The sequence below is a fragment of the Hydrogenophaga sp. UC242_50 genome, assembly GCF_042697355.1.
In the GTDB taxonomy this organism is placed as follows: Bacteria; Pseudomonadota; Gammaproteobacteria; order Burkholderiales; family Burkholderiaceae_C; genus Hydrogenophaga.
In genome coordinates, this window is the sequence record NZ_CP170553.1 from 4,876,412 (window position 1) to 4,900,867 (window position 24,456).

The following is a 24,456-nucleotide window of genomic DNA, read 5'->3' on the forward strand; positions in this document are numbered from 1 at the left end:
CAGGCGCGGCTGCGTGGCGCAGCGCGCGGCCGAGTTCGATCTTGCGTTTGTCGAACGCGGTGAGGTCGTTCGCGTCGGCGTTGCAGCGGTCGCCGAGGTTGAGGAAGTCCAGCAGCTCCATCGCCAGCGCGCGCGCCTTGGCGGTGGACTCCAGGCGCGCGAAGGCGCCGACCATCACGTTCTCCACCGCCGAGAGCCCGCCGAAGGGTCGCGAGAGCTGGAAGGTGCGCGCGATGCCCGCGCGGCAGATGTCGCTGGGCGCCATGCCCAGCACATCGCGACCTTCGAACAGGATGCGACCCTGGTCGGCGCGGTGGAAACCGGCGATCAGGTTGAAGGCCGTGGTCTTGCCCGCGCCGTTGGGACCGAGCAGCCCGAGGATCTCGCCTTGCCGAAGGTCGAACGACACCTCGTTCACGGCTTTCAGGCCGCCGAAACGTTTGCTCAGGCCCTGCACTTGCAGCAGCGCCGTTGTCGATTCGCTCATTTTTTCGTCCCTCCTTGCTGGAGGCGTTGTTTCAGCCAGCGATCGATCGGCGCGATGATGCCCTTGGGGAAGTACAGCACCGCGACGATCAGGATCACGCCGTAGATGACCAGGTGCAGGCCGAGGAAGGTGCCGCCGAGGTAGCTGCGCGAGAACTCCGCGATCGGGTGCAGCACCAGGGCGCCCAACATGGGGCCGAGCACCGTGCCCTGCCCGCCCACGATGGCCATCAGCGCCACGTCGATCGAGAACTCGATGCCCATGTTGCGTTCCGGGTTGATGTAGCGGAAGAACTGGGCGTAGAAGGCGCCACCCAGGCCGGTCATGAAGGCGCTGGCCGCGAGCGCGATCAGCGAGCACCGCGTGGGGTTGACGCCCAGGGCCTCGGCGCCGTTGTGGTCGCCCCGGATCGCCTTGAGGTAATAACCCAGGCGCGAGCGCTCGAGCACGATGGTGGCGAGCAGCACCAGCACCAGCATCACCAGGGCGATGTAGTAGTACGGCACCTTGCCTTCGAACTGGTAGACCAGGCCGCCGAGTTCGCTCGGCGGCACCACCAAGCCCTGCGCGCCCTTGAGCGGGATGCCCAGGAAATCGTCGGTGTTCTCGAACCAGATGCGCACGATCTCGGCGAACGCGATCGTGGTGAGCGTGAAGTATGGGCCCTTGAGCTTGAACGTGGGGTAGCCGATGGCCAGCGACAGCAGGGCCGCGAACGCACCGCCGGCCAGCATGCCCAGCCAGGGCGAGAGGCCGAGCAGCGTGAACAGCAGCACCGTCACATAACCGGCCAGGCCCGCGAACACGGCGTGCCCGAGCGAGAGCTGCCCGACGTAGCCGCACACGAAGTTCCAGGCCGTGGCGATGTACGCGAAGTACAGGATCATGGTCAGGGAGTGCAGCGTGTACGAGTCGCTCACGAACAGCGGCAGCACGGCCGCGATCGCGATCATGGGCAGGCCCAGGATCAGCGTGGAGGGGGAGTTGGAAAAGGCGTTCATTCTTGACATCGCCACGCCCTCACGCCTTGCGGCCCAGCAGGCCGTTGGGACGGACCAGCAGCACCACGATGAAGATGAGGAAGGAGAACATCGCGGCCGAGGTGGCGGTGACGAACTGCGAGATCAGCGACTCGAAGACACCGAGCAGCAACCCACCCACGATGGAGCCCGGGATCGAGCCGATGCCACCGAGCACCACCACCAGGAACGACTTGACGCCGAACATCAGCCCCACGGTGGGCGTGATCGACAGGAAGGGCACCAGCAAGGCGCCGAACAGGCCCAGGATGGCGGCGCCCAGGCCGAAGGTCTGGTTGTAGACGCGGTAGACGTTCACGCCGCTCATGGCGGCCGCGTCGCGGTTCTGCGCCGTGGCGCGGATGGAGCGGCCCACGTCGGTGTGCTTGAGCCCCCACCAGAGGCCCCCGGCCACGGCGATGGCGGCGACGAAGCCGACGAAGCGTGGGATGCTGATCGGCAGGCCCGCGACCTCGAAGGTGCCACCGGCGAAGTCCACGCTGACCGAGCGCACGTCCGGGCCGTAGGTCATCAGCACCAGGTTGTCCATGACCAGGTAGACGCCCGTGGTCAGCAGCAGCGCGCCCAGCGGTTCCACCACCAGGGACGACTCGCGCCTGAACAGCGGCGAGATGATGACGCTCTGCGTGAAGTAGCCGAAGCCGAACAGCAAGGGCATGGTCACCAGCGCCGCCACGTAGGGGTGCAGGCCGAAGGTGGACCACAGCGTGTAGGCCGCGTACATGCGCCACCATGAGGAACGAGCCGTGCGCGAAGTTGATGACGCGCAGCACGCCGAAGATCAGGCTCAGGCCCAGGGCGATGCCGCCATAGATGGCGCCCTGCAGCAGCCCGTTGATGAGCGCGTAGAAAAAGATGAGGGGATCCATACCGGTTTCCGTGATGAGGGTGCCCGCCGCGCGGGGCGGCGGGCACCCGGGTTGAAGCCGTGGACCGGATCAGCGCTTGGACCAGTCGGGCAGCGGCCAGACCGGTTTGGTGCCGGCCAGCCGGTTGGCCGCCGGCCATACCGTGCGGCGCTCGCCACCGATGTTCTGGGTGATGGCGCCGTGGGCGTGCGGGTTCTGGCCCTTGTCGTCGAAGACCACGCGGCTGTAGCCCGTGATCAGCGCGGGCCCGCTCTTGATGTCGGTCGCGGCCAGGGCATCGCGGATCTTTTCCCGGTCGGTCGAGGCGGCGCGCTCCAGCACATCGCGCAGGATGTAGGCGTTGGACACGCCCTGCGCGCCGTAGGCATTCAGGCCGTAGCCCATGCGGGTCTGGAATTTCTTGTCGGCGTCCAGCGCGTTCGGGTCCTTGATGGCCTGCATGATGTCCACCTGGAAATCGTCCTGCACGAACATCAGGTCGTAGGCCTTGGGGTTGACCGACTTGTAGAACGAAGGGTCTTCCGCGCCGCCACCGACGGAGTGGATGCCATAGGGCACGTTGAGGCGGTTCTCCGCGAACTGGCGCGTGAACAGGATGTGGTCGGGCGTGTAGGCCACGACGATCAGCGCATCGGGCTTGCTCGCGCGGATCTTCAGCAGCTGCGCGGAGAAGTCGGACTGGTTGGGCGGGTAGGACTCGTCGAGTGAAATCTTGTAGCCGCGCTCCAGCGCCATCTTCTTGATATTGGCGGTGTGCGAGCGGCCCCAGTCGGTGCCTTCGTAGAACAGGCCGATGGTCTGCGGCTTGTTGCCGGTTTCCTTGGCCAGCAGGTCGATCGCGTCCATCTGCTCGCGCGCGTCGTAGATCGCCTTGTTGTTCGGGCGAAAGACGTAGCGGAAGCCGCGCTCGGTGATCTCGTCCTTCACCGAGCCCGTGACCAGCCAGGGCGTCTTGTAGCGCTCGGCCACTTCGGTGGCCGGGAAGGTGACCGCGCTGTTGTACGCGCCCACCATCACCGACACCTGCTCGCGCGTGATCAGGCGCTCGGTTTCGGCCACGCCGACATCGGGCTTGGACTGGCTGTCCGCGAAGATCGCGACCAGCTTGGCGCCACCCAGGGACTTGATGCCGCCCGCGGCGTTGATCTGCTCGATGGCGATCTCCGCGCCGACCTTGGTCTGGTTGCCGATGGTCGCGGTGCCGCCCGAGAGGGGCAGCACGAAACCGATCTTGATCTCCTTGGGCTGTGCGAACGCCGCCGCGCTCAGCCCGAACAGGCAGGCGGCGCTCAGGTGGATCAGCGCCTGGCGCCGATGGGTTGGGATGGTCTTCATGGTCTCGTCTCCAGATTGAGGAATGGGTCGGCCAGCGGTCCAGCGCACCGGCCGGGCATCGAAGGCGACGGTGCCGGGCCCGTCCGGCAGCACCTTGCTTTCGCCTTCGATCGGACGCATGATATATGATGCAACGTGCATCATGCTGCGGGTTTTCCCGGATGCGGGTGCCCGGTCCGCCGTGTTCAAGAACCCTTTTCCACCCAGGAGACAAGATGTCCACTTCCCCCGCCACCCCTTCCCTGCTGCGCGTTTTTGGCGCCCCGCTGCGCTACCTGCAGGGCCCGGGCGCCCTCGATCAACTGGGCGCGCAGGTTGCCCTGCTCGCGCCATCGGCCGTGCTGATTGCCGACCGCTTCGTGCTCGACCTGGTGGGCGCTCGCGTGGCGGCTTCGTGCCAGGCCTCGGGGGTGGCGCTGAGCACCGGCGAGTTCTCCGGCGACATCACGCCCGCCGAGGTGCAGCGCCTCACGGAGCAGCTCGCCGCGGCGAAGCCCGGCGTGGTGATCGCGGCCGGTGGTGGCAAGGGCATCGACGTGGGCAAGGCCGTGGCCCGGGCCTTGGGTGCGCAGGTCGTGACCGTGCCCACGGTGGCGTCCAACGACGCGCCCACCAGCAAGATCTTTGTGCTGTACGACGAACACCACCGCCTGCTGTCGGTGGAGCACCTGGCGCACAACCCCGCGGCCGTGGTGGTCGACACCGCGCTGATCGCGGCCGCGCCGGTCAAGCTGCTGCTCGCGGGCATCGGCGACGCGCTCTCGAAGAAGTTCGAGGTCGAACGCTGCGCGGCCGCCGGTGGCCTGAACATCTACGGCGGCCTGGGCACGCAGGCGGCGCTGGTGCTGGCCGACCTCAGCTACCGCAGCGTGCGCGAGCACGCCGAGCCGGCCATCGAGGCCGTGCGGCGCGCCACCACCGATGCGCATCTCGAATCGCTGGTCGAGGCCACGGTGCTGCTCAGCGGGCTGTGCTTCGAGAACGGCGGACTCTCGGTGTCGCATGCGATGACGCGCGGCCTGTCCGCGATCGCCGGCACCGCGAGCACCTTGCACGGCCTGCAGGTCGCCTACGGTCTGCTGGTGCAGCTCACGCTGGAAGAGCGCGACGCGGCCTTCATGGCGGAGCTGCGCGGCTTCTACCGGCGCATCGGCCTGCCGCAGGACCTGAACGAATTGGGCCTGGGGCGCGCGGCCAGCGAGGACGAGATCGAGACCATCGCGCGCCAGACCATGACCGCGCCGCATGTGCGCAACTTCCCGACCGCCCTCAGCGCCGAGCGCATCGCCGGCGCCATCCGCCAGGTGGAGGCCGCGCGCCTGGGCTGAACGCGCTCAGGCAGGCACCGGCCCGGCGAGCAGCCGCTCCCGCTCGGCCGGTGTCCAGGGCGACGCCTGCCCCGTGCGGTCTTCGCACATCACGGTGGTGACGCGCGCGGCGAAATGCGCCACCCCGTCGACCTGGATGCCGAACCGCGCTTCCAGGCTGGTGCGGCCCACGCGCGTCACGCGCAGGCACACCGAAGGCTCGGCCCCGCGGCCGACCGGTTGGCGGAAATCACAGGCCATCGCCACCACGACCTGGGAGCGGGCCCCCGTGCCCGGCAGCGGCAAACCGATGGCCTCGGCGTGCTCGTTGCGCGCGTCCTCGCACCACCTCAGGTACACGAGGTGGTGAACGTGGCCCAGCGCGTCCAGATCCGTCCAGCGCACGCGCACCGGCATCGTCCAGTGCCAGCGCCCGTCCAGGGGTTCAGGGTCGCGTTCAGTCGAGACCGACGCAGACATATTTCAGCTCGGTGTAGTCGTCCATGCCGTACTGCGAGCCCTCACGGCCCAGGCCCGACTGCTTGACGCCACCGAACGGCGCCTCGGCGGTGGAGATCAGGCCGGTGTTCACGCCCACCATGCCGTACTCCAGCCGCTCCGACACGCGCCAGCTGCGCGAGAGGTCGCGCGTGTACACGTAGGAGGCCAGGCCGTACTCGGTGTCGTTGGCCATGCGGATCACCTCGTCCTCGTTGTCGAAGGGGATCAAGGCCGCCAGCGGGCCGAAGGTTTCCTCGCGCGCGACCAGCATCTGCTGCGTCACACCGGTCATGACCGTGGGTTCGAAGAAGTTGCCCTCGAGCCGGCGCCCGCCGGCGATCACGGTGGCCCCCTGGCCCAGGGCGTCGTCGATGTGCTCCTCCACCTTGGCCAGGGCCTTGCCGTCGATCAGGGGGCCGACCACCACGCCCGCGTCGAGGCCGTTGCCCAGCTTCATCGCTTGCACGCTGGCCGCGAGCTTGACAGCGAACGCCTCGTACACCGCGCGCTGCACATAGAGGCGATTGGCGCACACGCAGGTCTGGCCGTTGTTGCGGAACTTGGCGATCATCGCGCCCTGCACCGCCGCGTCCAGGTTCGCGTCGTCGAACACGATGAAAGGGGCGTTGCCGCCCAGTTCCAGCGAGACCTTCTTGATGTGCTCCGCGCATTGCCGCATGAGCACGCGCCCGATCTCGGTGGAGCCGGTGAAGCTCAGCTTGCGCACCACCGGGTTGCCGGTGAGCTCCTTCGCGATCGCGCCGGCATCCCCCGTCACCACGTTGATCACGCCCCGGGGAATGCCGGCGCGCTCGGCCAGCACCGCGATCGCCAGGGCCGAGAACGGGGTCTGGGTGGCCGGCTTGACCACCATGGTGCAGCCCGCGGCCAGCGCGGGCGCGAGCTTGCGCGTGAGCATCGCGTTGGGGAAATTCCAGGGCGTGATCGCCGCGCAAACGCCGATGGGCTGGCGCAGCACCACGATGCGCTTGTCGGGCTGCGGCGCGGGGATCACGTCGCCGTTGTTGCGCCGCCCCTGCTCGGCGAACCATTCGATGAAGCTCGCGCCGTAGGCGATCTCGCCGCGCGACTCGGCCAGCGGCTTGCCTTGTTCGATCGTCATGATGCGCGCCAGGTCGTCCTGCGCCTCCATCATCAGCTCGTACCAGCGGCGCAGCAGCGTGGCGCGCTCCTTGGCGCTGCGCGCGGCCCAGGCCGGGAAGGCGTGGGCCGCCGCCTGCACGGCCAGGCGCGTTTCCCCCTCGCCCATGTTGGGCACCGTGCCCACCCGCTCGCCGGTGGCGGGGTTCATCACCTCGCGCACCTGGCCGTTCAGGGCGGGCTGCCAGTGGCGATCGATCAGGCACTGCTGCACAAAGAGGCCGGGGTCCTTCAGATGTTTCATGCTGTCTCCAAAAAAGGGTTGTTCGATTTTGGATGCATGATATATCATGCGTCTTCTATCAACAAGGAGACGTTTTCATGAATCAAAGGCAAAAGGTGGCGGTGGTGACGGGCGGCGGCACGGGGATCGGGCTGGCCTGCGCCCAGGAGCTGCAAGCCAAGGGCTGGCGCGTGGTGTGCGCCGGCCTGGACACCGAGCCCACGCTGCCCGACCAGCTCGAATTCACCCGCCTGGACGTGACCGACAGCGCCGCGATCGCGGCCCTGTTCGAGCGGCTCCCGCACGTCGACGGACTGGTCAATGCGGCGGGCATCATCCTGCACGAGCAGAAGGAACTCACGCCCGACGGCTTCGACAAGGTGGTGGCGATCAACCTCAACGCGGTCAACCGGCTGACGCTCGCCGCCTTGCCCGGCCTCAAGGCCGCGCGCGGCGCGGTGGTGAACGTGGCCTCCATGTGGAGCCAGTTCGGTTCGGCCCGCAACCCGGCGTACTCGGCCAGCAAGGGCGGCGTGACCTCCCTCACCCGCTCGCACGCGGTGGCCTTCGCCGCCGACGGTGTGCGGGTCAACGCGATCGCACCGGGCTGGATCGACACGCGACTGGCCTCCGGCGCCATCCACAATCCCGAGCGCAGCGCGGCGATCCTGGGCCGCATTCCGCTCGGGCGCTGGGGCCAGCCGGCGGACGTGGCCCGCGTGGTGAGCTTCCTGCTGTCGGCCGAGGCCGCCTACGTCACCGGCATCGTGATGCCCGTGGACGGCGGATTCGGCATCGCCTGAACCCGCACCGGAGCCCATGAGCGTGAACCCTCCACCGACCCCCGCCGTCAACGGCCGGACCGCCGTGGTGCCCCTGCTGGCCTACCCGAGCGAGCACGTGCGCACGCCCGGCTTCTTCAACCAGCACTGCAGCGAGCACGGCATCAACGCCGTGATGGTGCCGTGGAAGGTCTCGCCCGCGGACCTGCCCGCGGCCATCGAGGCCATCCGCCGCATCGAGAACATTCCCGGTTTCGTCATCACCATCCCGCACAAGCAGGAGGTCTGCCGGCACTGCGACACGCTGGAGGGCCTGGCCGAGGTGATGGGTGTGTGCAACGCGGTGCGCAAGAACGCCGATGGCACGCTGTCGGGCCGCATGCACGACGGCCAGGGTTTCGTGCAAGGCCTGCTGGAGCGGGGCATCCCGCTGGCCGGCCGCTCGGTGCTGCTCGCGGGCGCCGGCGGCGTGGCGACCGCCATCGCGTTCGAACTGGCCGGGTCGCAGGTGGGCCGCATCGGCATCCGGAACCGCTCGGTGGACAAGGCGCGCGAACTGGGGCAGCAGCTCTCGCGCCATTTCCCGGGCCTGGTGGTCGAACTCAATCCAGCGCGCGTGGAAGGCTACGACATCGCCGTCAACGGCACCTCGCTGGGCCTGCACCCGGAAGACCCGATGCCGTTCGACCCGACCAGCTTGCGCCAGGACACGGTGGTGGCCGAGGTCGTGATGCAGCCCGACATCACCCCCTTGCTGCAGCGAGCGTCGGAGAACGGCCAGCGCATCCACAAGGGCGTGCACATGGTCACGACGCAGATCCGGCTGCTGGTCGAGTTCACGACCGGCCAGGCCGGCTGAACGCCTAGGCGTAGATCTCTTCGACCGAGCGCCCGCTCATCCACTCGGTCAACACCCGCTCACCCCACTGGATGTCTTCCTGGATGGCCTTGGACGCCATCTCGGGGTTGCGGGCCTTCAGGCCTTCGAGCACCTTGTAGTGCGGGTGGCCGCTGTTGAAGATGTTGCGCCGGGGCACCTTGGCGTGGAAGGTGTTCAGCAGCGGCCCCATCCGCACCCACAGGGTCTCGACGACCGCGGACAGGCTGGGCAGCCGCGCGGCGGCCATCAACTCGAAATGGAAATCGCGGTTGCGCCGGGCGGCGTCCTTCGGGTTGGTGGCCGAGGCCTTGATGAACTGGTCCTGGATCTTCTCCAGGTGCTCGATTTCCTTGCGCGTGATCTGCCGCGCGGCCTGGGCGGCGGCCGCGCCTTCGAGCAGGCCCCGCATGAGCTGGATCTCGCGCACGGTGGCCAGGTCCAGCTCGGGGACCGCGATCGAGGTGGCGGCGGTCACGTCCAGCGCCTGCTCGCTGGCCAGGCGGAAGATGGCCTCGCGCACCGGTGTGATGCTGGTGCCCAGCACCTCGGCGAGTTCGGCGATGCGCAGCCTCGAACCGGGCGCGTATTGCCCGTTCATCAAGGCATTTCGAATCTCAACGTACACGCGTTGGGACAGGTTCTGCTTTTCCACTCGGCCCAGTTCAGCCATCTCCGCACCTTACTTTTTACATCATATATCCTGTCCGGAATGTAGCAGAAAAGGGCGGGATGCACGGGCGCGACAAGGCCACGCTGTCTCCTGCGGCTCAGCGTAGGAAACAGCGTGGCGTTGGAAGGCGGCGCGTGGGATCGTCAGTGGCGCGTGGCCTTCTGGCCGCGCGGCCGCAGCCGCCACAGCTCGTAGCGCTCCTCCCCGGCCTTGACCTGGCCGGCGAAGTGCTGGTTGAGTGCGCTGGCGGTGAAGACCAGGTCACCGCCCGGGTGCCAGGCCGGCGTGTCGGGCCAGCGCACCGCGCCGTTCGCGGCGATCAGCGCCAGCGCGCGCGTTGAGGGGCTGTAGCGCACGATGCCGCCTCGCGTCACGTCGGTGATGTAGAGGTCGCCCACCGGGTCGGTGACGATGCCGTCGGTGTTGCCGCCGACCACACCCAGGCTTCGGACCTCGCGCGCGATCTGCGCGTCGCTGGCGCCCGCCCGGCGCAACACGGCGGTCGGGACCGCCCAGGCCTGCGTGCCGGTCGTCACCGTCCAGTACAGCGTCTGTCCATCGGGCGAGAGCGCGATGCCGTTGACGCCGATCAGCAAGGGGTTGCCGGGCCAGACCTCGCTGCCACCGGACACCACCTTGACGCCCGGCTCGATCTGCAGGCTGGCGTGCCCGTCCAGCACACGCCGGGCCGTGCCGCTGGCGTGGTCCACCACGATCAGGCCCACCTGGTTGCGCGGCGCGCTGCGAAAGCCGCTGTCGGACACATAGGCCACGCGCCGGCGTTCGTCGACCGCGATGTCGTTGAGGAAGCTGCCCGCCCGATCGGCCACGCCGTCCAGCGCAATGGTCTTCAAGAGCTTGCCCGAGGCCAGTTCGAACACCATCACCTTCTGCGCCCCGGCGGGCGCTTCGGCCTCGCCCGCCACGAAGCCCATGTCCAGCGCCCAGAGCCAGCCGTTGCGCCGGTCCACATGGAAGCCAAGCACGTTGCGCAAGGCCAGGTGGGGCGGCGCCTTCACATCGTTGCCCTGCGTGGAAGGAAAGGCGGTCAGCCTCGCGGGGCCACCGTCGGCCGTGGTGTCGAGCCGGCTCAGGGTGGCCGGCGCGGCGGGCGAGAGCAGGCGGGGCGTGCTCACGTAGGCGCCGCCCCGGGCGTCGAAATGCAGGCCGGCGATGGGCGCGTTCACCGATTGCGCGAACGGCACAGCCGCCTGCCCGGGTGCGGCAGCCTCCCAGCTCACCCCCTGGTAGCTGCGCCAGCGTTCCAGCGGCAGCAGATCGGAAGCCTGGGCCACCCACGGAAAGGCGAGCAGCGCCGCCAGCGCGAACGCGGCGCGGCTCATGAGCGCGCTCCGAGCTGCGCGAGCAAGGCCTCGGCCGTCGCTTCGGAAGATGCCGGGTTCTGCCCCGTGATCAGCCGGCCGGACACCACCACGTGGCTCTGCCAGTCGGCCCCGCGGGTGTAGAGGCCGCCGTGGCCGGTCAACATGTCCTCCAGCGAGAAGGGCACCACGTCGGTGAGCTGGGCCACCGATTCCTCGCTGTTGCTGAAGCCGGTGACCTGGCGGCCGCGCACCAGCGGCTGCCCTTGCGCGTCCTTCACATGGCGCAGCACGGCGGGTGCGTGGCACACCGCGGCCACCGGTTTGTCCTGCGCCAGGAAGCGTTCGATCAACGCGATGGACCGGGTGTCTTCCGCCAGGTCCCACAGCGGCCCGTGCGCACCGGGGTAGAACACGGCGTCGAAGTCCTGCGCGTTCACGTCGCCCAGAGGCAGGGTGCGGGCCAGGGCGGCCTGGGCCCGCGCGTCGGCGTTGAAGCGGCGTGTCGCTTCGGTCTGGGCATCGGCTTCGTGGCTCTTGGGGTCGATCGGCGGCTGCCCGCCCAGAGGTGAGGCCAGCGTGACCTGCGCGCCCGCGTCCTTGAACCGGTAGTACGGGGCGGCGAACTCCTCCAGCCAGAAACCGGTCTTGTGCCCGGTGTCGCCCAGCCGGTCGTGGGAGGTCAGCACCATCAATATCTTCTTCATCGCGCATCCTTTCGAGGCCCGCAGGCCGTGGTTGAAATGGGTTGGACACGATGATCGGGACGCTTCTATGATTCGAAAAGTCGAAAGATTCGATCTTTGGAATTCAATAAATGAATATCGACAACAAGGACCTGAACCTGCTGCGGGTCTTCCACGTGGTCTACCAGGAGCGCAACGCCTCGCGCGCGGCCGAACGCCTGGCGCTGAGCCAGCCCGCGCTGAGCCACAAGCTGGCCAAGCTGCGCCACGAGATGGGCGACCCGCTCTTCGTGCGCGCCCCGCGTGGCCTGACGCCGACGCCCCGGGCGCATGAGCTGGCGCCGCAGGTGCAGGCGCTGGTGGGCGACATCGAGGCCTTCTACCACCGCAGCGAAGGCAGCGACTTCCTCTCGCGCAACGAGCGCCTGCACCTCTTCACCACCGACTACCTCGAACAGTCCCTGCTGCCCGGGCTGTTGCCCCGGCTGCGCGCGCAGGCGCCCGGTGTCATCCTGATCACGCACAACACGCGAGGCCAGCTGCCTCGCGAGGAACTGGAAAAAGGCAGCTGCGACCTCGCCATCGCGGGCTTCTACGACGAGCTGCCCGACACGCTGCGCCAGCAGCGCCTGTTCAGCGAAGACTTCGTGGTGCTGGCCTCGCGCCACAACCCCCACTTGAACGGAGGTGCGTTGGGGCTCGAACAATTCCTGGCCTGCGAACACCTGCTGACCACGCTCACTGGCGATCTGCATGGGCGGGTCGACCGCGCCCTGGAGGCGCGGGGCCTGCGCCGCCGCATCGCGGCGGGCCTCTCCAGCTTCCTGGCCCCGACCCGCCTGGTCCGGGACACGGCCTTTCTGCTGACCTGCCTGCGCTCGGTGGCCGAAGAGGCCGCGCAACGCGACCCCGATCTGCAGATCCACCCGCTGCCGATCGACCTGCCCCGGGTGGAGGTGAAACAGATCTGGCACGAACGCACCGACGCCGACCCCTTGCGGCGTTGGCTGCGGCAGCAGATCCAGCAGGTGTCGGGGCGCCCAGGCCGAGCCGGCGTTCAGGCCTAGGCCCGCACCTGGGCCGCCGCGGCGCGCACCGCCGCGAGGAAGTCGGCGTACACCTCGCCCTGCAGGGAGCTGGGGCGCTGCACGATGGAGATCGGGGCCGAGAACGACGACAGGGGCGTGCGCAGCACGCGCACCAGGCCATGCCGCTGGGCCAACCGGGCCGCGTCCAGGGGCACCAGGGCCAGGGTCACGAGCTCGTGGGCGAGCGCGAGGTTGCTGCTGAAAGAGGCCGATTCCATCAAGGGCCTGGGCGGTGTCACGCCGCCGCGGATGAACTCGGTGTTGAGCAGTTGCCGCGTCACCAGTTCCGGCGGCGGCAACACCCACTGGGCCTGGGCCAGCTCGTGCCAGCCCACCTGCCGCCGGCGGCGGGCCAGCGGATGGCTGGCACCGGCCACGATCGCCAGGGTCTCGTCGTACAGCCGCTCGACCCGCAGCGTGCGCATGGGCTCGCTGTCGAGCAACTCCCCCGAGAAGCGGCCGACCACACAGTCCACCTCCCCCGAATCGAGCGCGATCAGCAGGTCGTGGATGGACCCTTCCCGGAAGCGCACCAGCATGCCGGGGCGGCGCGCCAGGAAGCGCCCGAGCGCGCGCGGCAGCAGGGACAGCAGCATGATCGGCGTGGCCCCCACCCGCAACAGGCCCGCCTCGCCGGCCTCGATGGCCCGCAGTTCGTCGCGCAGGATGCCCCACTCGTTGAGCATCACTTCGGCCCGATGCAGAAAGGCGCGGCCACTGGCGGTGGGGTGGGTGCCCAGGCGCCCGCGCTCGAACAGGCGCACACCCAGCGAGGACTCCAGCTCCTGCAGCATCTTGGTGACCGCGGGCTGCGTGCGGTGCAGCAGCCGAGCCGCCCCATGCAGGGTGCCCGTGGACACCAGCGCACGGCACAACAACAGGTGCGACAGGCGAACGCCCGTGAGAGATGAGGGTGACAGGGGGTCGGTCATTTCGATTCCATTATGGAATCGTTCGATCAAAACAACTCAGTTTTTCAGAATCACCATCTGGTCCACACTGGCCGCATGGACCTCGCTGACACCCCGACCCGCCCCGACGACGCGCCCCTTGTCGCCCAACACCGCGCGGCCGGCGTCGCGTGGCTGGAGATCACCCACCCCCCGATCAACGCCCTGAACCGAGCGGTGCGCCGCGCCCTGCGCGACGCGCTGCTGGCGATCCAGGACGACGCGGCGGTGCGGGCCGTCGTGATCGCCAGCCAGGGCCGCATGTTCTCCGGCGGGGGCGACCTGCGCGAGGTCGGCCAGCCCGATCCGCCCGGCAGCACGCCACTGGGCGACCTGGCCGAGTTGGTGGAGCGCTTTCCCAAGCCCGTGGTCGCCGCGATCCAGGGCAAGGCCATGGGTGGCGGCGTGCTGCTGGCCATGGCCTGCCATGCCCGAGTGGGATCGCACGACGCCCTGCTCGCGCTGCCCGAGGTCAACCTGGGCTTCGTGCCCGGCGCGGGCGGCACGCAGCGGCTGCCGCGCCTGGTCGGCATCGAAGCCGCCCTGGAGATGGTGGCGCTCGCCCAGCCGATGAAGACCGACACCGCGCTGCGCCACCGGCTGGCTGGACGCGGTCGTGCCGCCCGACCTGGACCTGCGCGACACGGCAGCGGCCTGGGCCCTGGCGATCGCCGAGGGCGGACGGCCGTGGCGGCGCACCGCCGACCTCGGCGTGCCCGGGGGCCCGGCCACACCGTCGCTCCTCGCGCGCTACCGAGAACTCGCGGCCGAGCGGTTCGGCGAGCGCAAAGCCGTGCAGGAAGCCATCACGCTCATCGCTCGCGCCGCCGAACGTCCCTTCGCCGAAGGCGCGGCCGCCGAGCGCCAGGCCTACCTGCGCCTGGCCTCCTCCGAACAGACCCAGGGCCTGGTGGCGGCCTTCTTCGCCGCCCGCCAGAAAGACCCCAAGACAAAAAGCGCCACACCATGACCAACCTCAGCGAAACCCGCCGCTTCGGCACCGCCACGCCGCGTTCCCTGGCGGCCCTTCTCGATCCACGCTCGGTCGCCATCCTCGGCGCGTCGTCCGACGCCACCAAGATCGGCGGGCGGCCCCTGAAATTCCTGCGCACCCACGGCTTCGACGGGCCCATCTACCCCGTCAACCCGCGCGCCACCGAGGTCCAGGGCCTGCCCGCCTATGCGGCCCTGGCCGACATCCCGGCCCCCGTGGACCACGCCATCATCGCCCTGCCGGCGCACGCGGTGCTGCCCGCGGTGCGAAGCTGCGCCGAGCGCGGCGTGCGCGCGGTCACGGTGTTCAGCTCGGGCTTCGCCGAGGTCGACGAGGCCGGGCGCGCGGCACAGGCCGAACTCGGCGCCATCGCCCGCGACAGCGGCATGCGCATCCTGGGCCCCAACTGCATGGGCTTCATGAACCTGCGCACCGGCTTCCTGGGCACCTTCGCCTTCATGGTCGACCTGGGCCTGCCCCCACTGGGGCGCGTGGCGCTGGTGAGCCAGAGCGGCGCGTTCGGCGGGCAGGCGCTGGTGATGGCGCGCGAGCAGGGCCTGCCCCTGGGCGCCTGGGTCACCACCGGCAACGAATGCGACGTGGAGCTGGCGGACTGCATCGCCCACCTCGCGCAGGACCCCGGCACCGACGTGATCATGGGCTACATGGAGGGCTGCAAGACACCCGCTCGCCTGATCGAGGCGCTCGCCCTGGCGCAGGACGCGGGCAAGCCGGTGATCATGGTCAAGGCGGGCCGCTCCGACGTGGGGCGCGCCGCCGTGCAGTCGCACACCGGTGCGCTGGCCGGCGACGACCGCGTGTTCGACGCGCTGTTCAAGGAATACGGCGTGCACCGCGCGCACTCGGTGGAGGACTTCTTCGACGTGGCCCGGGCCTGCGCCACCGGCCTGCTGCCGCGCGAGGGCCGTGTCGGCGTCTTCACCGTCTCGGGCGGCATCGGCGTGCTCACCGCCGACGCGGCCGAACAGCACGGGCTCACGCTCACGCCCCTGCCGGCCCCCGCACAGGCGCGCCTGCAGGCGCTGCTGCCCCATGCCTCGGTGCGCAACCCGGTGGATGGCACGGCCCAGATCTGGGCCGACATGCGGGTGTTCGAAACCTTCGTGCGCACCCTGCTGGCCGAAGGCGACCACGAGTGCGTGCTGCTGTTTCTCACCGCCATGCCGCATGCGCCCCATCTGCAGCAGCCGCTGGCCGAGATCCTCACGCGCCTGCGGCACGAGTTTCCCCAGGTGCTGATGGTGCTGTCCATGCTGGCGCCGCCCGCGCTCGCGCAGCAGATGCAGGCGGCGGGCTACCTGCTGTTCGAGGACACGACGCGGGCCATGCGCGCGGTGGCCGCGCTCAGGTCGCTCGCCCAGGCGCGGCGGCGCGGCCCGGCGCAACGCGCAACACCCGGCCCGCTGCCCGACGTGAGCGGCCTGGCCGAAGCGCGCACCGAGCACGCGGTCAAGCAACGGCTCGCCACCTGCGGCATCACCGTCCCGGACGAACGGATGGCAACCACCGAGCAGGAGGCGATCGATGCCGCGCGCCAGGTGGGCTACCCCGTCGCGCTCAAGGTGCTGTCGCCCGACATCGTGCACAAGACCGAGGTCGGCGGCGTGGCACTGGGCCTGGCCGACGAGCACGCTGTCTCGGCCGCCTGGCGCCAGATGATGGCGCGCGTGCGCCGCGAAGCGCCCGAGGCCCGCATCGAGGGCGCGCTGGTCACGGCGATGGCCGGGCCCGGTCTCGACTTCATCGTCGGCACACAGCAGGACCCGATCTTCGGCCCGGTGGTCATGGCCGGCCTGGGCGGCGTCTTCGTCGAGCTGTTCAACGACGTGGCGCTTCGGCTCGCCCCGGTGTCGCACGAACAGGCCCACGCCATGTTGCGCGAGCTGCGCTCCCATGCGCTGCTGCAGGGCCACCGGGGCGCCCCCGCGGCCGATGTCGACGCGCTGGCCGACACCATCGTCCGGCTGTCGCAGCTGGCGGTCAGCCAGGCCGCGACGGTCGAGTCCATCGAAATCAATCCGCTGCGGGTGTTTGCTGCGGGCCAAGGCGCGGTGGCGCTCGACGCCGTGGTGCTGCCCCGCACCGACACCACGGACCAGGACGGCCAGGCATGAGCGGCAAAACCGTCACCTTCTACTTCTCGGTGCTGTCGCCATGGGTCTACCTCGGCGGCCCCCGGTTCCACGCCATCGTGCGCGACACCGGCGCCACCGTGGTCTACCGACCCATCGATCTGCTGCACGTGTTCCGCGCCACCGGCGGCACGCCGCTGGCCGCCTTGTCCCCGGCCCGGCAAGCCTTCCGGGCGCGCGAGCGGGAGCGCTGGTCGGCCTGGCTGAACATGCCGATCAGCGCCAGGCCCGCCCACCACCCCGTGGACGAATCGCTGGCCGCGCAACTGCTGATCGTGGCGCAGGAAGCCCACGGCAACGCGGTCGTCTGGCCCCTGGCACAGCGCATGCTCGCCGGCGTGTGGGTGCACGACCTCGACATCGCCGACCCGGCCACGCTCGCTCGCATGGCGCGCGACGAAGGCCTGGACGCCCAGGCGCTGCTGGCACGCGCGGCAGCCCCCGAGGCCCGGTCCTGCTTCGAGGCCCACACCGCCCAAGCCCTCGCGGCGGGCGTGTTCGGCGTGCCCAGCTTCGTGATCGACGGCGATCTGCATTTCGGGCAGGACCGTCTCGACTTCGTGGAGCGCGCGCTGCGCGCCGGATGAATGCCACACAACAAGCCATCACAGGGATGCTCTTTTTTTGAAGCCAAAGGAACCACGACCATGAACAGGCTCTTGCCCCCACTGCTGCTGACCCTCTGCGCCTTCGCCACCCTGGGCACGGCCACCGCGCAGACCTTCCCCACCAAGCCCATCCGCTGGGTGTCCCCCTGGGCGCCGGCCGGCGGCAACGACGTGCTCTCGCGCGCCATCGGCAACGAGATCGCCCGCACGCTCGGCCAGCCGGTGGTGGTGGACAACAAGCCGGGTGCCTCCGGCACCCTGGGCACGGACATGGTCGGCCAAGGCGCCCGCCGACGGCTACACGCTGACCCTGGGCAGCCCGGGCACGCACGCCACGGCGGCCAGCATGGTGCCGGGCCTGCCCTACGACCCGGTGAAGTCCTTCACCCCCATCGTGCTCGTGGGCACCGTGCCCAACGTGCTCGTGGTGCCGCCCTCGGTGCCCGCCAACTCGGTGCGCGAACTGATCGCCCACCTCAAGGCCCACCCGAACAGCTACAACTTCGCGTCGGTCGGCAATGGATCGATGCAGCACCTCGCGGGTGAACTCTTCAAGCGCATGGCCGGCGTGGAGATCACGCACGTGGCGTACAAGGGCAGCTCACCCGCCCTGCTCGACCTGACCAGCGGCCGCATCGAGATGGCGTTCGAGAGCATGCCCGTGGTGCTGCAGCTGGTCCGCTCGGGCAAGCTCAAGGCCCTGGCCGTGACGACACCCAAACGGTCGTCGCTGCTGCCGGACGTGCCCACCGTGGCTGAAGCCGGTCTGCCGGGCTTCGACGTCACCATCTGGTACGGCGTGTTCGGGCCCGCCGGCATGCCGGCGGACGTCACCACCAAGCTCAACCAGTCCATCAATGCCGCGATCCGCACGCCGGAACTCGGTCAACGCCTCTCGGACCTGGGCGCCGACGTGGCCGGCGGTTCGCCGCAGGACCTGGGCCGCTACCAGGCCGCGGAGAGCACGCGCTGGACCCGCTTCATCAAGGAAGCCGGCATCACGCCCTGAGGCGAGGCACCGCTCCCGGGGACCGGATCACGCCGGCTCGGGGGTGGGCTTCCCGACGAAGCCCAGGCCCCGGGAGATTTCGCTGGCCGCCGCGCACACGGCCGGCAACACCGCGTCTCTCACCACCTCGTCGGTGAACGCGTGCGTCATCGCCGTGGCGTTGATGCCGGCGACCACCTGGCCCGCCGCATCGAACACCGGCGCCGCGATGGAGCGCACGCCCAGGTGGAACTCCTGGTCGTTGAACACATAGCCGTCCTGGCGCGCACGCGCCAGCAGGTGCCGGAACGCCACCGGGTCGCTGGTCGAATTGGGCGTCATGGCGGGGATGGGCCCGGTCCCCAGGATGGCGTCCACGGCCTCGGGTGACAGGTAGGCCAGCAGGATCCGCCCGATCGAGGTCGCGAACGCCGGCGTGCGGGAACCCACATGGATGTTGATCGCGGTCGGCAGCGGAATCCGCGCGTTGGCCACATAGACCAGCTCCCCACCGTCCAGCAACCCCATGTGCACCGACGCATTGACCGAGGTCCGCAACTGGTTGAGCACCGGTTGCGCCAGTTCGATCAGGGACAGCCGGCTGAGGTAGGCGTAGCCGAGCGACATCGTCAGGGACGTCGGTCGGTAGCGCCGGCCCGGCTCTTCCCGGCTGAGGTAGCCCAGCCGCTCCAGCGTCTGCACATACCGGAAGGGTCGGGCGCGGTTCCAGCCCAGGCGCTGGGCGATGTCGGTCAGCGTCAGGCTGCCGTGTTCGGTCTCGAACACCCGCAGCACCGCCAGGCCCTGGGCCAGGGCCTCCACCCAATAGGGACTTTTGTCGGCCTCGCCACCGTCCGGCTCGTCGGTGGAGGGCGGTGTCAGCGGCGGCGGCGTCTCGGGTGTGGGGTTCATGGGTGATGGGCGCAACGCCACCAGGCGGGCTGCCTCGCGTTGCGCAGCGATTCTATGAAATCGACTTTTGGGCCGGCCCTCATCGGCGCCCGCCCCCATCAGGGTTTTCACCTGGTCGGTTTTGGAGCGAAAAATTTAACATGCAAAACTTGTTTTCGCATTCATAACAATTCAGACCATGACCTCTCATCGCATCGCCATCATTGGCGCGGGCATCGGCGGCCTTTCGGCGGCGCTGGCGCTCAAGCGCCTGAACCTCACCCCGGTGGTTTTCGAGCAGGCGGGCCGGTTCGGGCGCGTGGGCGCGGGCATCAACCTGACGCCCAACGCCGTCCGGGCGCTGGACGGCCTGGGCATCGGCCCGGCGCTGCGGGCCTCGGCCTTCCGGCCCACCCGCCGCATCAGCCGGACCTGGGACAGCGGGGAGGTGACCTCCAGCCTGGAGATGGGCGAAGCCGGCGAGCGCCGGTATGGCGCCCCGCAGCTCACGGTGCACCGCGCCGATCTGCTGTCGGCGCTGGAAGCGGCCGCGTCGGACATCGAGATCCACCTGGGCAGCCGGGTCCGGCGGGTGTCCCAGGGCGACGGCCACGCCACCCTGGAGCTCGACGACGGACAGACGCACCGGTTCGATGCCATCGTCGGTGCCGACGGCATCCATTCCGCCGTGCGGGAAAACCTGTTTGGCGCCGACCAGCCCACCTTCACCGGTCAGGTGGCTTTCCGCGCCATCGTCGATGCGCAACAGCTCGGCCACCTGGACCTGACGCCGACCACCAAGTGGTGGGGGCCGAACACCGCCAGCCAGGTGTTCACCTTCCTGATCCACGGCGGGCGCGAGCTGTTCGTGTTCGCCACCGCGCGGGAGGACAGCTGGCGCCACGAGTCCTGGTCGGTCAAGGGAACGCAGCAGGAGCTGCTCGCGGCCTACGCCCAGTTCCACCCCGAGGTGCAGGCCATCCTGGGCCGTTGCGAGGTGGTGCTCAAGACCGCGCTGTACGTGCGCGAGCCCATGGCGCGATGGACGCAGGGCCGCATCACGCTGCTGGGCGATGCCTGCCACCCGATGTTGCCGTTCATGGCCCAGGGCGCGGCGATGGGCATCGAGGATGCGGTGGTGCTGGCGCGCTGCCTGGCCGCCGGGCCGGATGGTGCGGCAGCGCTGCGCACGTATGAAGCGCTGCGCAAGCCGCGCGCCAGTCAGATCCAGGTGGCCTCGGGCAAGAACGACTGGCTGCGCAACGACAACAACGCCGACGGGGTGTACGGCTACGACGCCTGGGCCACACCCCTGGACGGCACCGATCAACCCCGTGCCGCCTGACGCACGTTCTTCGAGAAGGAAGCTCCCATGAAACGACGCCAACTCCTGAGCGGCTCCCTGGCCGCCGCCACGCTGGCCCTGGCGCCCGCCGCGCGCGCCCAGGCCGCCTTCCCGTCCCGGCCGATCCGGCTGCTCGTGGGCTTCGCGCCGGGCGGTGCCACCGACGCCGCGTTCCCGCGTGCTGGCCTCCAATGCCAGCAGCATCCTGGGCCAGCCGGTGGTGGTGGACAACAAACCAGGGGCGGGCATGGTGATCCCCGCCCAGCTTATGCAGACCGTGCCGGCCGACGGCTACACCATCGCCCAGGTGGCGGTCTCGGTCTTCCGCCAGCACTACCTGACGAAGACCAGCTACGACCCGGTCAAGGACCTGAAGTACATCATCGGCCTGGCCTCCTACCCCTTCGGCCTGGCCGTGCCCGCGAGCTCCGACATCAAGACGCTGGCCGACTACATCGCCTACGCCAAGGCGCACCCGGGCGAAATGACCTACGGCACGCCGGGCACCCTGTCGTCGCCCCACCTGACGATGGAAGACCTCGGCCAGCGCGCCGGCGTCAAGTTCAGCCACATCCCGTTCCCGGGCGGCGCCCAGGCGCTCACAGCGGTGCGAGGCGGCCATGTGAAATCGCTCGCCGACGGCCCGAGCTGGGCCAGCCTGGTCGAGTCGGGTTCGCTGCGCCTGCTGGCGATGGCGGGCGAGACCCGCAGCCCCCGCTTCCCCAACGTGCCCACCTTGAAGGAACTCGGCTACCCCATTGTTCAGAACGCGCCGTTCGGATTGGTCGCGCCGGGTGGCACCGATCCCGCCGTGGTCGAGCGCCTGCACAACGCGTTCAAACAGGCGATGGACCAGGAGAGCTTCCGCGACGCGCTGCGCAAATACGACATCGACCCCCAGTACATGAGCAGCCAGCAGTTCACGGCCTTCGCCCACGAGATCATGCAGTCGGAACGCCCCATCATCGACCGCATCGGCCTGCAGCGCCCCTGACGAGGAGACCCCATGCCGGCCCTTTCCCGCCTCCCCAAGCGCCTGGCCCGGGTCCTGCTGGCCGTGGCCGCCTGCACGGCGCTCGCGCAACCCGCCGCCGCCCAGCAGCCCCTTCAACCCCTGACCTTCGCCCCAGGCGTCGGCACCGTGCCCTCCACCGCCCTGGTGGAGATGGTCACCCGCGAGCAGGGGCTGTGGCAGAAGCAGGGGCTGCAGCCCACGACGCCGCCGCCCTTGGGCGGCGGGGACCGCCGCACCTGGAACCCCGAAGAAGAAAACCATTCCGACGTCCGCCTGTACGGCCTGGGCGCGGCCATCAACTACATGAGCAAAGGCGTGGACTTCGTGGTCGTCGCCGACCTGGGCCTGCACGCCGAGTGGCACATGTGGTCCTTGTCCGAGCGGCCCATCCAGGCGGCCGACATCCGCGGCAAGCGCATCGCCGTGACCCAGATGTCGGGCACGGACAAGCTCTACGCCGACCTCTTCCTCAAGTCATTGGGGGTGGCACCGAACGAGGTGAACTTCGTCCCGACCGGGGGACTGCCGCAGAACTACCAGGCCCTCAACCAGCGGCAGGCCGACATCTGGGTGACCACCGAACACGCGGCCGCCCTGATCGACAAGGACAGGCGGCTCGGCAGCGTGGTGAAACTCTCGAGCTTCCTGGGCCGTGACTGGGATCCCTACGTGATCCTTGCCAAGCGCGGCACGCTGCAGCGCGATCCGGCCCTGATCCAGCGCGCGGTCGCCGCGCTGCTGGAAGGGGCGCGTGATGTGGCACAGGCCAGCCCGGAGAAGAACCGCCAGCGCCTGATGCAACGCTTCAACGTCGATGCGGCCACGGCGGAGCGGCTGCTGGCCACCGTCTCGTTCGAGAACCCCTCCGGACGGATCCGGGTGCCCACCATCGAGAAGATGCGCCGCCACTACATCGAACAAGGGATCATCCAGGCCGACGCCCTCGCACTGCGCAGGATCTACGACGAGACCGCGCTGCCGTGAGCACGGCCGCGGGGCTCAGCCGGCGCTGGTCGTCCCGAGCTGGAACACCGACACCGTCTTCACCAGCTCGTCCGCCTGCTGGCGCAGGCTGCTGGCGGCGGCGGACATTTCCTCCACCAGCGCGGCGTTCTGCTGCGTGGTCTGGTCCAGCTGCACCACCGCTTCGCCGACCTGGCTCACGCCCGCGCTCTGTTCGCCGCTGGCGGTGCTGATGTCCGACATGAGGCGCGAGACCTTCTGGATCGAGGCAATCAGCTCCTGCATGGTCTGGCCGGCCTCGTTCACGAGCACCGTGCCGTTGCCCACGCTCTCCACGCTGGTGCCGATCAAGGCCTTGATCTCGCGCGCGGCCTGAGCCGAGCGCGTGGCGAGGCTGCGCACCTCGCCGGCCACGACCGCGAAGCCCCGGCCCTGTTCACCGGCGCGCGCCGCCTCGACGGCCGCATTGAGCGCCAGGATGTTGGTCTGGAACGCGATGCCGTCGATGACGCCGATGATGTCGGCGATCTTGCGCGAACCGGCATCGATGTCCTGCATGGTGTCCACCACGCGCTGCACGGCCGCCCCGCCCTGCTCGGCCAGCGTGGTGGCCGAGCGCGCGAGCTGGTCGGCCTCGCGCGCATGGCCCGAGTTCTGGCCCACGGCGGTGCCCAGCTGCTCCATGGAGGCCGCCGTTTCCTCCAGCGCGCTGGCCTGGTTCTCGGTGCGGCTGGACAGGTCCTGGTTGCCTTGGGAAATCTCCGCGCTGGCCGTGCGCAACGGCCTCGGCGCCGCGCCGCACGCGGCCGACCACGCTGGCCAGGTCCTTCTGCATGATCGCCAGCTGGGCCATCAGGCTCTGGGTGTCCCCGGTCCGCACCGGCACCGGCTGCCCCAGGTCGCCCCGGGCCACGCGCGCACTCACCGCCACCGCTTCGGCCGGTTCACCGCCCAGCGGGCGCAGCACGAGGCGCTGCAGGGCCCAGAGCAGGCCCAGCGACACCACCACGATCGACACCGCGCCCAGCAAGGCCGCGGTGACGTTGAGCTGGCGCACCTCGGCGAGGATGCGGTCCTGCGGCACGGTGGCCGCGAAGGCCCAGGACGAGTTGTCCCGTCCCACGCGGATCGGCACGTAGACGCTGGTCACCTCGGTGTTCAGTCCCTCGTGCAGGTAGCGCACGCGCTGCGGCCGGTTCTCGCTCAGCGCGGCGCGCAGGGCGGCCAGTTCGGCCGGCTTGGTCAGCGCCTGCCCCACATGGGCGGGGTCGCGGTCGCCGACGTACAGGGCGCCGTTGGACAACAGGCTGGCGTAGCCGGTGTCGTAGATGCGGATCGCCTGCACCTTCTCCTGCAGGCTGGACAGCGGCAGGTCGATGCCCGCCACGCCCACGAACTGGCCGTTGACCACGATGGGCACAGAGGTGGTCGCGATCAGGATTTCCTTGCCCGCGACCGTGTACTTGTAGGGCTCGATCAGCGTTTCCTTGCCGGTGCGCTTGGGCAGCTGGAAATAGTCGCCCGGACCGGGTTTGTCGTAGTCCACCAGCGGCTCCACCACAGGAGCGCCGGCGCCCCGGTTCCAGTAGGGGATGTAGCGGCCCGTGGCATCGTGGCCCGGCTTGTCCACGTACTCGGCGTCGCGGCCGTCGAACGCGTTGGGCTCCCAGGCCACCCAGACTCCCAGGAAATGGGGCGAACCCTCCAGCACGTTGCGGATCAGCGCATCGGCCTCGATGCGGTCGGCCTGCCCGGTGGCCTTCAGGCCGCCCAGCGCCTGGGCCAGCGTGCGCGCCGCCGTCATGGTGGCGTTGAGCTCGGACTCCACCTGCGCCGCGTTGCGGCTCGCCAGCTCCTCGGCGTACATGAGGGCGGTGCTTTCCTGCAGCTGGCCGGCCTGGCGGGTCAGCGAAATCACGGTGACGGCAAATCCGACCAGCACCACCCCGATGACCAGCAGCAGCAGCTTGGTGCGCAGGCTCATGGTGGCGAGAGGGGAACTCGTGGAAAGGGAGTGGGGATGAGACACGCGGCTTCTTCTTTCTTCGTCCAGTGGAAGTGAATGCCTGGCGCTGCCCGAAGGCGGGCGAAGCCAGGCGACCTGTCAGGACGGTGAATTTCCCACGCCGGCGAATCCGCAAGACCGCGAACAGACGGGGAAAGCCGGGGCAATTCCCCCTCGCGGGGTCCGTGCGCCA

General features: G+C 69.5%; 20 protein-coding genes and 7 pseudogenes. 13 read left to right on the forward strand and 14 right to left on the reverse strand.

What is annotated here, in order from left to right; all coding sequences use genetic code 11:
• Positions 1-79 precede the first annotated feature (79 nt).
• From ACFJGX_RS24855 to ACFJGX_RS24875, 5 genes and pseudogenes are all read right to left on the reverse strand, one after another.
• Positions 80-487 (reverse strand): annotated as a pseudogene (locus tag ACFJGX_RS24855) (ATP-binding cassette domain-containing protein); the annotation flags it as partial.
• Positions 484-1,488, reverse strand: coding sequence for a branched-chain amino acid ABC transporter permease (locus tag ACFJGX_RS24860; protein WP_382323455.1), 1,005 nt, complete (start codon positions 1,486-1,488; stop codon positions 484-486). The pseudogene ACFJGX_RS24855 and the gene ACFJGX_RS24860, both read right to left, overlap by 4 nt.
• Positions 1,489-1,507: 19 nt before the next feature.
• The gene (locus ACFJGX_RS24865) at positions 1,508-2,251 is read right to left on the reverse strand and encodes a branched-chain amino acid ABC transporter permease (protein WP_382323454.1); all 744 of its coding nucleotides are present in this window, start codon (positions 2,249-2,251) and stop codon (positions 1,508-1,510) included.
• Between the two features lie 31 nt (positions 2,252-2,282).
• Positions 2,283-2,396 (reverse strand): annotated as a pseudogene (locus ACFJGX_RS24870) (branched-chain amino acid ABC transporter permease); the annotation flags it as partial.
• A 69-nt stretch (positions 2,397-2,465) separates the two neighbouring features.
• Complete coding sequence (locus ACFJGX_RS24875; RefSeq protein ID WP_382323453.1) at positions 2,466-3,731, reverse strand: ABC transporter substrate-binding protein; 1,266 nt, start codon at positions 3,729-3,731, stop codon at positions 2,466-2,468.
• A 215-nt stretch (positions 3,732-3,946) separates the two neighbouring features.
• Between ACFJGX_RS24875 and ACFJGX_RS24880 the strand changes: the two genes are divergently transcribed.
• Entirely contained in the window at positions 3,947-5,059 is a 1,113-nt protein-coding gene (locus tag ACFJGX_RS24880) for a glycerol dehydrogenase (RefSeq protein WP_382323452.1), read from the forward strand.
• A 6-nt stretch (positions 5,060-5,065) separates the two neighbouring features.
• On the opposite strand, the gene ACFJGX_RS24885 is transcribed toward ACFJGX_RS24880, so the two are convergent.
• Positions 5,066-5,518, reverse strand: coding sequence for an acyl-CoA thioesterase (locus ACFJGX_RS24885; protein WP_382323451.1), 453 nt, complete (start codon positions 5,516-5,518; stop codon positions 5,066-5,068).
• Positions 5,496-6,944, reverse strand: coding sequence for an NAD-dependent succinate-semialdehyde dehydrogenase (locus tag ACFJGX_RS24890; RefSeq protein ID WP_382323450.1), 1,449 nt, complete (start codon positions 6,942-6,944; stop codon positions 5,496-5,498). Before ACFJGX_RS24890 ends, ACFJGX_RS24885 begins: the two co-directional genes overlap by 23 nt.
• Positions 6,945-7,021: 77 nt before the next feature.
• Between ACFJGX_RS24890 and ACFJGX_RS24895 the strand changes: the two genes are divergently transcribed.
• Positions 7,022-7,726 (forward strand): SDR family NAD(P)-dependent oxidoreductase, encoded by a 705-nt coding sequence (locus tag ACFJGX_RS24895; RefSeq protein WP_382161024.1) that lies wholly within the window; start codon positions 7,022-7,024, stop codon positions 7,724-7,726.
• A gap of 16 nt (positions 7,727-7,742) precedes the next feature.
• A complete protein-coding gene (locus tag ACFJGX_RS24900; protein ID WP_382323449.1) occupies positions 7,743-8,564 on the forward strand; it encodes a shikimate dehydrogenase family protein in 822 nt (273 codons plus the stop codon).
• 4 nt (positions 8,565-8,568) lie between these two features.
• Here ACFJGX_RS24900 and ACFJGX_RS24905 read toward each other — a convergent pair whose 3' ends face one another.
• The 3 genes from ACFJGX_RS24905 to ACFJGX_RS24915 form a co-directional block, all read right to left on the reverse strand.
• Positions 8,569-9,183, reverse strand: a complete 615-nt coding sequence (locus ACFJGX_RS24905; protein ID WP_382327269.1) for a GntR family transcriptional regulator — start codon at positions 9,181-9,183, stop codon at positions 8,569-8,571.
• Between the two features lie 215 nt (positions 9,184-9,398).
• Positions 9,399-10,598: an L-dopachrome tautomerase-related protein gene (locus ACFJGX_RS24910; RefSeq protein WP_382323448.1), complete on the reverse strand. Its 1,200-nt coding sequence runs from the start codon at positions 10,596-10,598 to the stop codon at positions 9,399-9,401.
• The gene (locus ACFJGX_RS24915) at positions 10,595-11,284 is read right to left on the reverse strand and encodes a type 1 glutamine amidotransferase domain-containing protein (RefSeq protein ID WP_382327271.1); all 690 of its coding nucleotides are present in this window, start codon (positions 11,282-11,284) and stop codon (positions 10,595-10,597) included. The genes ACFJGX_RS24910 and ACFJGX_RS24915 overlap by 4 nt, the downstream gene beginning before the upstream one ends.
• A 110-nt stretch (positions 11,285-11,394) precedes the next feature.
• Here ACFJGX_RS24915 and ACFJGX_RS24920 point away from each other — a divergent pair, with 110 nt between their 5' ends.
• Positions 11,395-12,330, forward strand: a complete 936-nt coding sequence (locus ACFJGX_RS24920; RefSeq protein ID WP_382327273.1) for a LysR family transcriptional regulator — start codon at positions 11,395-11,397, stop codon at positions 12,328-12,330.
• Here the strand turns inward: ACFJGX_RS24920 and ACFJGX_RS24925 are convergent.
• Entirely contained in the window at positions 12,327-13,283 is a 957-nt protein-coding gene (locus tag ACFJGX_RS24925; protein ID WP_382323445.1) for a LysR family transcriptional regulator, read from the reverse strand. The two genes, ACFJGX_RS24920 and ACFJGX_RS24925, sit on opposite strands and share 4 nt — an antisense overlap.
• A gap of 75 nt (positions 13,284-13,358) precedes the next feature.
• Between ACFJGX_RS24925 and ACFJGX_RS24930 the strand changes: the two are divergent.
• The 6 genes and pseudogenes from ACFJGX_RS24930 to ACFJGX_RS24955 all read left to right on the forward strand — a co-directional run.
• Positions 13,359-13,838 (forward strand): annotated as a pseudogene (locus tag ACFJGX_RS24930) (enoyl-CoA hydratase-related protein); the annotation flags it as partial.
• Between the two features lie 79 nt (positions 13,839-13,917).
• Positions 13,918-14,271, forward strand: coding sequence for a hypothetical protein (locus tag ACFJGX_RS24935; RefSeq protein WP_382325925.1), 354 nt, complete (start codon positions 13,918-13,920; stop codon positions 14,269-14,271).
• Positions 14,268-16,430: an acetate--CoA ligase family protein gene (locus ACFJGX_RS24940; RefSeq protein ID WP_382325480.1), complete on the forward strand. Its 2,163-nt coding sequence runs from the start codon at positions 14,268-14,270 to the stop codon at positions 16,428-16,430. Before ACFJGX_RS24935 ends, ACFJGX_RS24940 begins: the two co-directional genes overlap by 4 nt.
• Complete coding sequence (locus ACFJGX_RS24945) at positions 16,427-17,035, forward strand: 2-hydroxychromene-2-carboxylate isomerase (RefSeq protein WP_382323444.1); 609 nt, start codon at positions 16,427-16,429, stop codon at positions 17,033-17,035. Before ACFJGX_RS24940 ends, ACFJGX_RS24945 begins: the two co-directional genes overlap by 4 nt.
• Positions 17,036-17,095: 60 nt before the next feature.
• Positions 17,096-17,287: pseudogene (locus tag ACFJGX_RS24950) on the forward strand (tripartite tricarboxylate transporter substrate binding protein); the annotation flags it as partial.
• Between the two features lie 13 nt (positions 17,288-17,300).
• Positions 17,301-18,065 (forward strand): Bug family tripartite tricarboxylate transporter substrate binding protein, encoded by a 765-nt coding sequence (locus tag ACFJGX_RS24955; RefSeq protein WP_382327275.1) that lies wholly within the window; start codon positions 17,301-17,303, stop codon positions 18,063-18,065.
• A gap of 27 nt (positions 18,066-18,092) precedes the next feature.
• Here the strand turns inward: ACFJGX_RS24955 and ACFJGX_RS24960 are convergent, their stop codons facing one another.
• Positions 18,093-18,956 carry an IclR family transcriptional regulator gene (locus tag ACFJGX_RS24960; protein ID WP_382323442.1) on the reverse strand — a complete coding sequence of 288 codons (864 nt, stop codon included), beginning with the start codon at positions 18,954-18,956 and terminating at the stop codon, positions 18,093-18,095.
• A gap of 178 nt (positions 18,957-19,134) precedes the next feature.
• On the opposite strand from ACFJGX_RS24960, the gene ACFJGX_RS24965 reads away from it, so the two are divergent.
• The 3 genes and pseudogenes from ACFJGX_RS24965 to ACFJGX_RS24975 all read left to right on the forward strand — a co-directional run bounded on the left by ACFJGX_RS24965 (position 19,135) and on the right by ACFJGX_RS24975 (position 22,279).
• A complete protein-coding gene (locus tag ACFJGX_RS24965; protein ID WP_382323441.1) occupies positions 19,135-20,280 on the forward strand; it encodes an FAD-dependent monooxygenase in 1,146 nt (381 codons plus the stop codon).
• A gap of 27 nt (positions 20,281-20,307) precedes the next feature.
• Positions 20,308-21,274, forward strand: a pseudogene (locus ACFJGX_RS24970) (tripartite tricarboxylate transporter substrate binding protein).
• Positions 21,275-21,286: 12 nt separating this feature from the next.
• The gene (locus ACFJGX_RS24975; protein WP_382323439.1) at positions 21,287-22,279 is read left to right on the forward strand and encodes an ABC transporter substrate-binding protein; all 993 of its coding nucleotides are present in this window, start codon (positions 21,287-21,289) and stop codon (positions 22,277-22,279) included.
• A gap of 15 nt (positions 22,280-22,294) precedes the next feature.
• Here ACFJGX_RS24975 and ACFJGX_RS24980 read toward each other — a convergent pair.
• Both ACFJGX_RS24980 and ACFJGX_RS24985 read right to left on the reverse strand, forming a co-directional pair.
• Positions 22,295-23,321, reverse strand: a pseudogene (locus tag ACFJGX_RS24980) (methyl-accepting chemotaxis protein); the annotation flags it as partial.
• Positions 23,322-23,618: 297 nt separating this feature from the next.
• Positions 23,619-24,242, reverse strand: a pseudogene (locus ACFJGX_RS24985) (methyl-accepting chemotaxis protein); the annotation flags it as partial.
• Between the last annotated feature and the right edge of the window lie 214 nt (positions 24,243-24,456).

What these genes read in the sequence shown, in the direction of transcription:
- ACFJGX_RS24860 (WP_382323455.1), bottom strand. Translation starts at nt 1,488, where the DNA reads ATGAACGCCTTTTCCAACTCCCCCTCCACGCTGATCCTGGGCCTGCCC.
- ACFJGX_RS24890 (WP_382323450.1), bottom strand. Translation starts at nt 6,944, where the DNA reads ATGAAACATCTGAAGGACCCCGGCCTCTTTGTGCAGCAGTGCCTGATC.
- ACFJGX_RS24940 (WP_382325480.1), top strand. Translation starts at nt 14,268, where the DNA reads ATGACCAACCTCAGCGAAACCCGCCGCTTCGGCACCGCCACGCCGCGT.
- ACFJGX_RS24865 (WP_382323454.1), bottom strand. Translation starts at nt 2,251, where the DNA reads ATGTACGCGGCCTACACGCTGTGGTCCACCTTCGGCCTGCACCCCTAC.
- ACFJGX_RS24885 (WP_382323451.1), bottom strand. Translation starts at nt 5,518, where the DNA reads ATGTCTGCGTCGGTCTCGACTGAACGCGACCCTGAACCCCTGGACGGG.
- ACFJGX_RS24895 (WP_382161024.1), top strand. Translation starts at nt 7,022, where the DNA reads ATGAATCAAAGGCAAAAGGTGGCGGTGGTGACGGGCGGCGGCACGGGG.
- ACFJGX_RS24965 (WP_382323441.1), top strand. Translation starts at nt 19,135, where the DNA reads ATGACCTCTCATCGCATCGCCATCATTGGCGCGGGCATCGGCGGCCTT.
- ACFJGX_RS24880 (WP_382323452.1), top strand. Translation starts at nt 3,947, where the DNA reads ATGTCCACTTCCCCCGCCACCCCTTCCCTGCTGCGCGTTTTTGGCGCC.
- ACFJGX_RS24920 (WP_382327273.1), top strand. Translation starts at nt 11,395, where the DNA reads ATGAATATCGACAACAAGGACCTGAACCTGCTGCGGGTCTTCCACGTG.
- ACFJGX_RS24875 (WP_382323453.1), bottom strand. Translation starts at nt 3,731, where the DNA reads ATGAAGACCATCCCAACCCATCGGCGCCAGGCGCTGATCCACCTGAGC.
- ACFJGX_RS24905 (WP_382327269.1), bottom strand. Translation starts at nt 9,183, where the DNA reads ATGAACGGGCAATACGCGCCCGGTTCGAGGCTGCGCATCGCCGAACTC.
- ACFJGX_RS24975 (WP_382323439.1), top strand. Translation starts at nt 21,287, where the DNA reads ATGCCGGCCCTTTCCCGCCTCCCCAAGCGCCTGGCCCGGGTCCTGCTG.
- ACFJGX_RS24910 (WP_382323448.1), bottom strand. Translation starts at nt 10,598, where the DNA reads ATGAGCCGCGCCGCGTTCGCGCTGGCGGCGCTGCTCGCCTTTCCGTGG.
- ACFJGX_RS24945 (WP_382323444.1), top strand. Translation starts at nt 16,427, where the DNA reads ATGAGCGGCAAAACCGTCACCTTCTACTTCTCGGTGCTGTCGCCATGG.
- ACFJGX_RS24925 (WP_382323445.1), bottom strand. Translation starts at nt 13,283, where the DNA reads ATGACCGACCCCCTGTCACCCTCATCTCTCACGGGCGTTCGCCTGTCG.
- ACFJGX_RS24900 (WP_382323449.1), top strand. Translation starts at nt 7,743, where the DNA reads ATGAGCGTGAACCCTCCACCGACCCCCGCCGTCAACGGCCGGACCGCC.
- ACFJGX_RS24960 (WP_382323442.1), bottom strand. Translation starts at nt 18,956, where the DNA reads ATGAACCCCACACCCGAGACGCCGCCGCCGCTGACACCGCCCTCCACC.
- ACFJGX_RS24915 (WP_382327271.1), bottom strand. Translation starts at nt 11,284, where the DNA reads ATGAAGAAGATATTGATGGTGCTGACCTCCCACGACCGGCTGGGCGAC.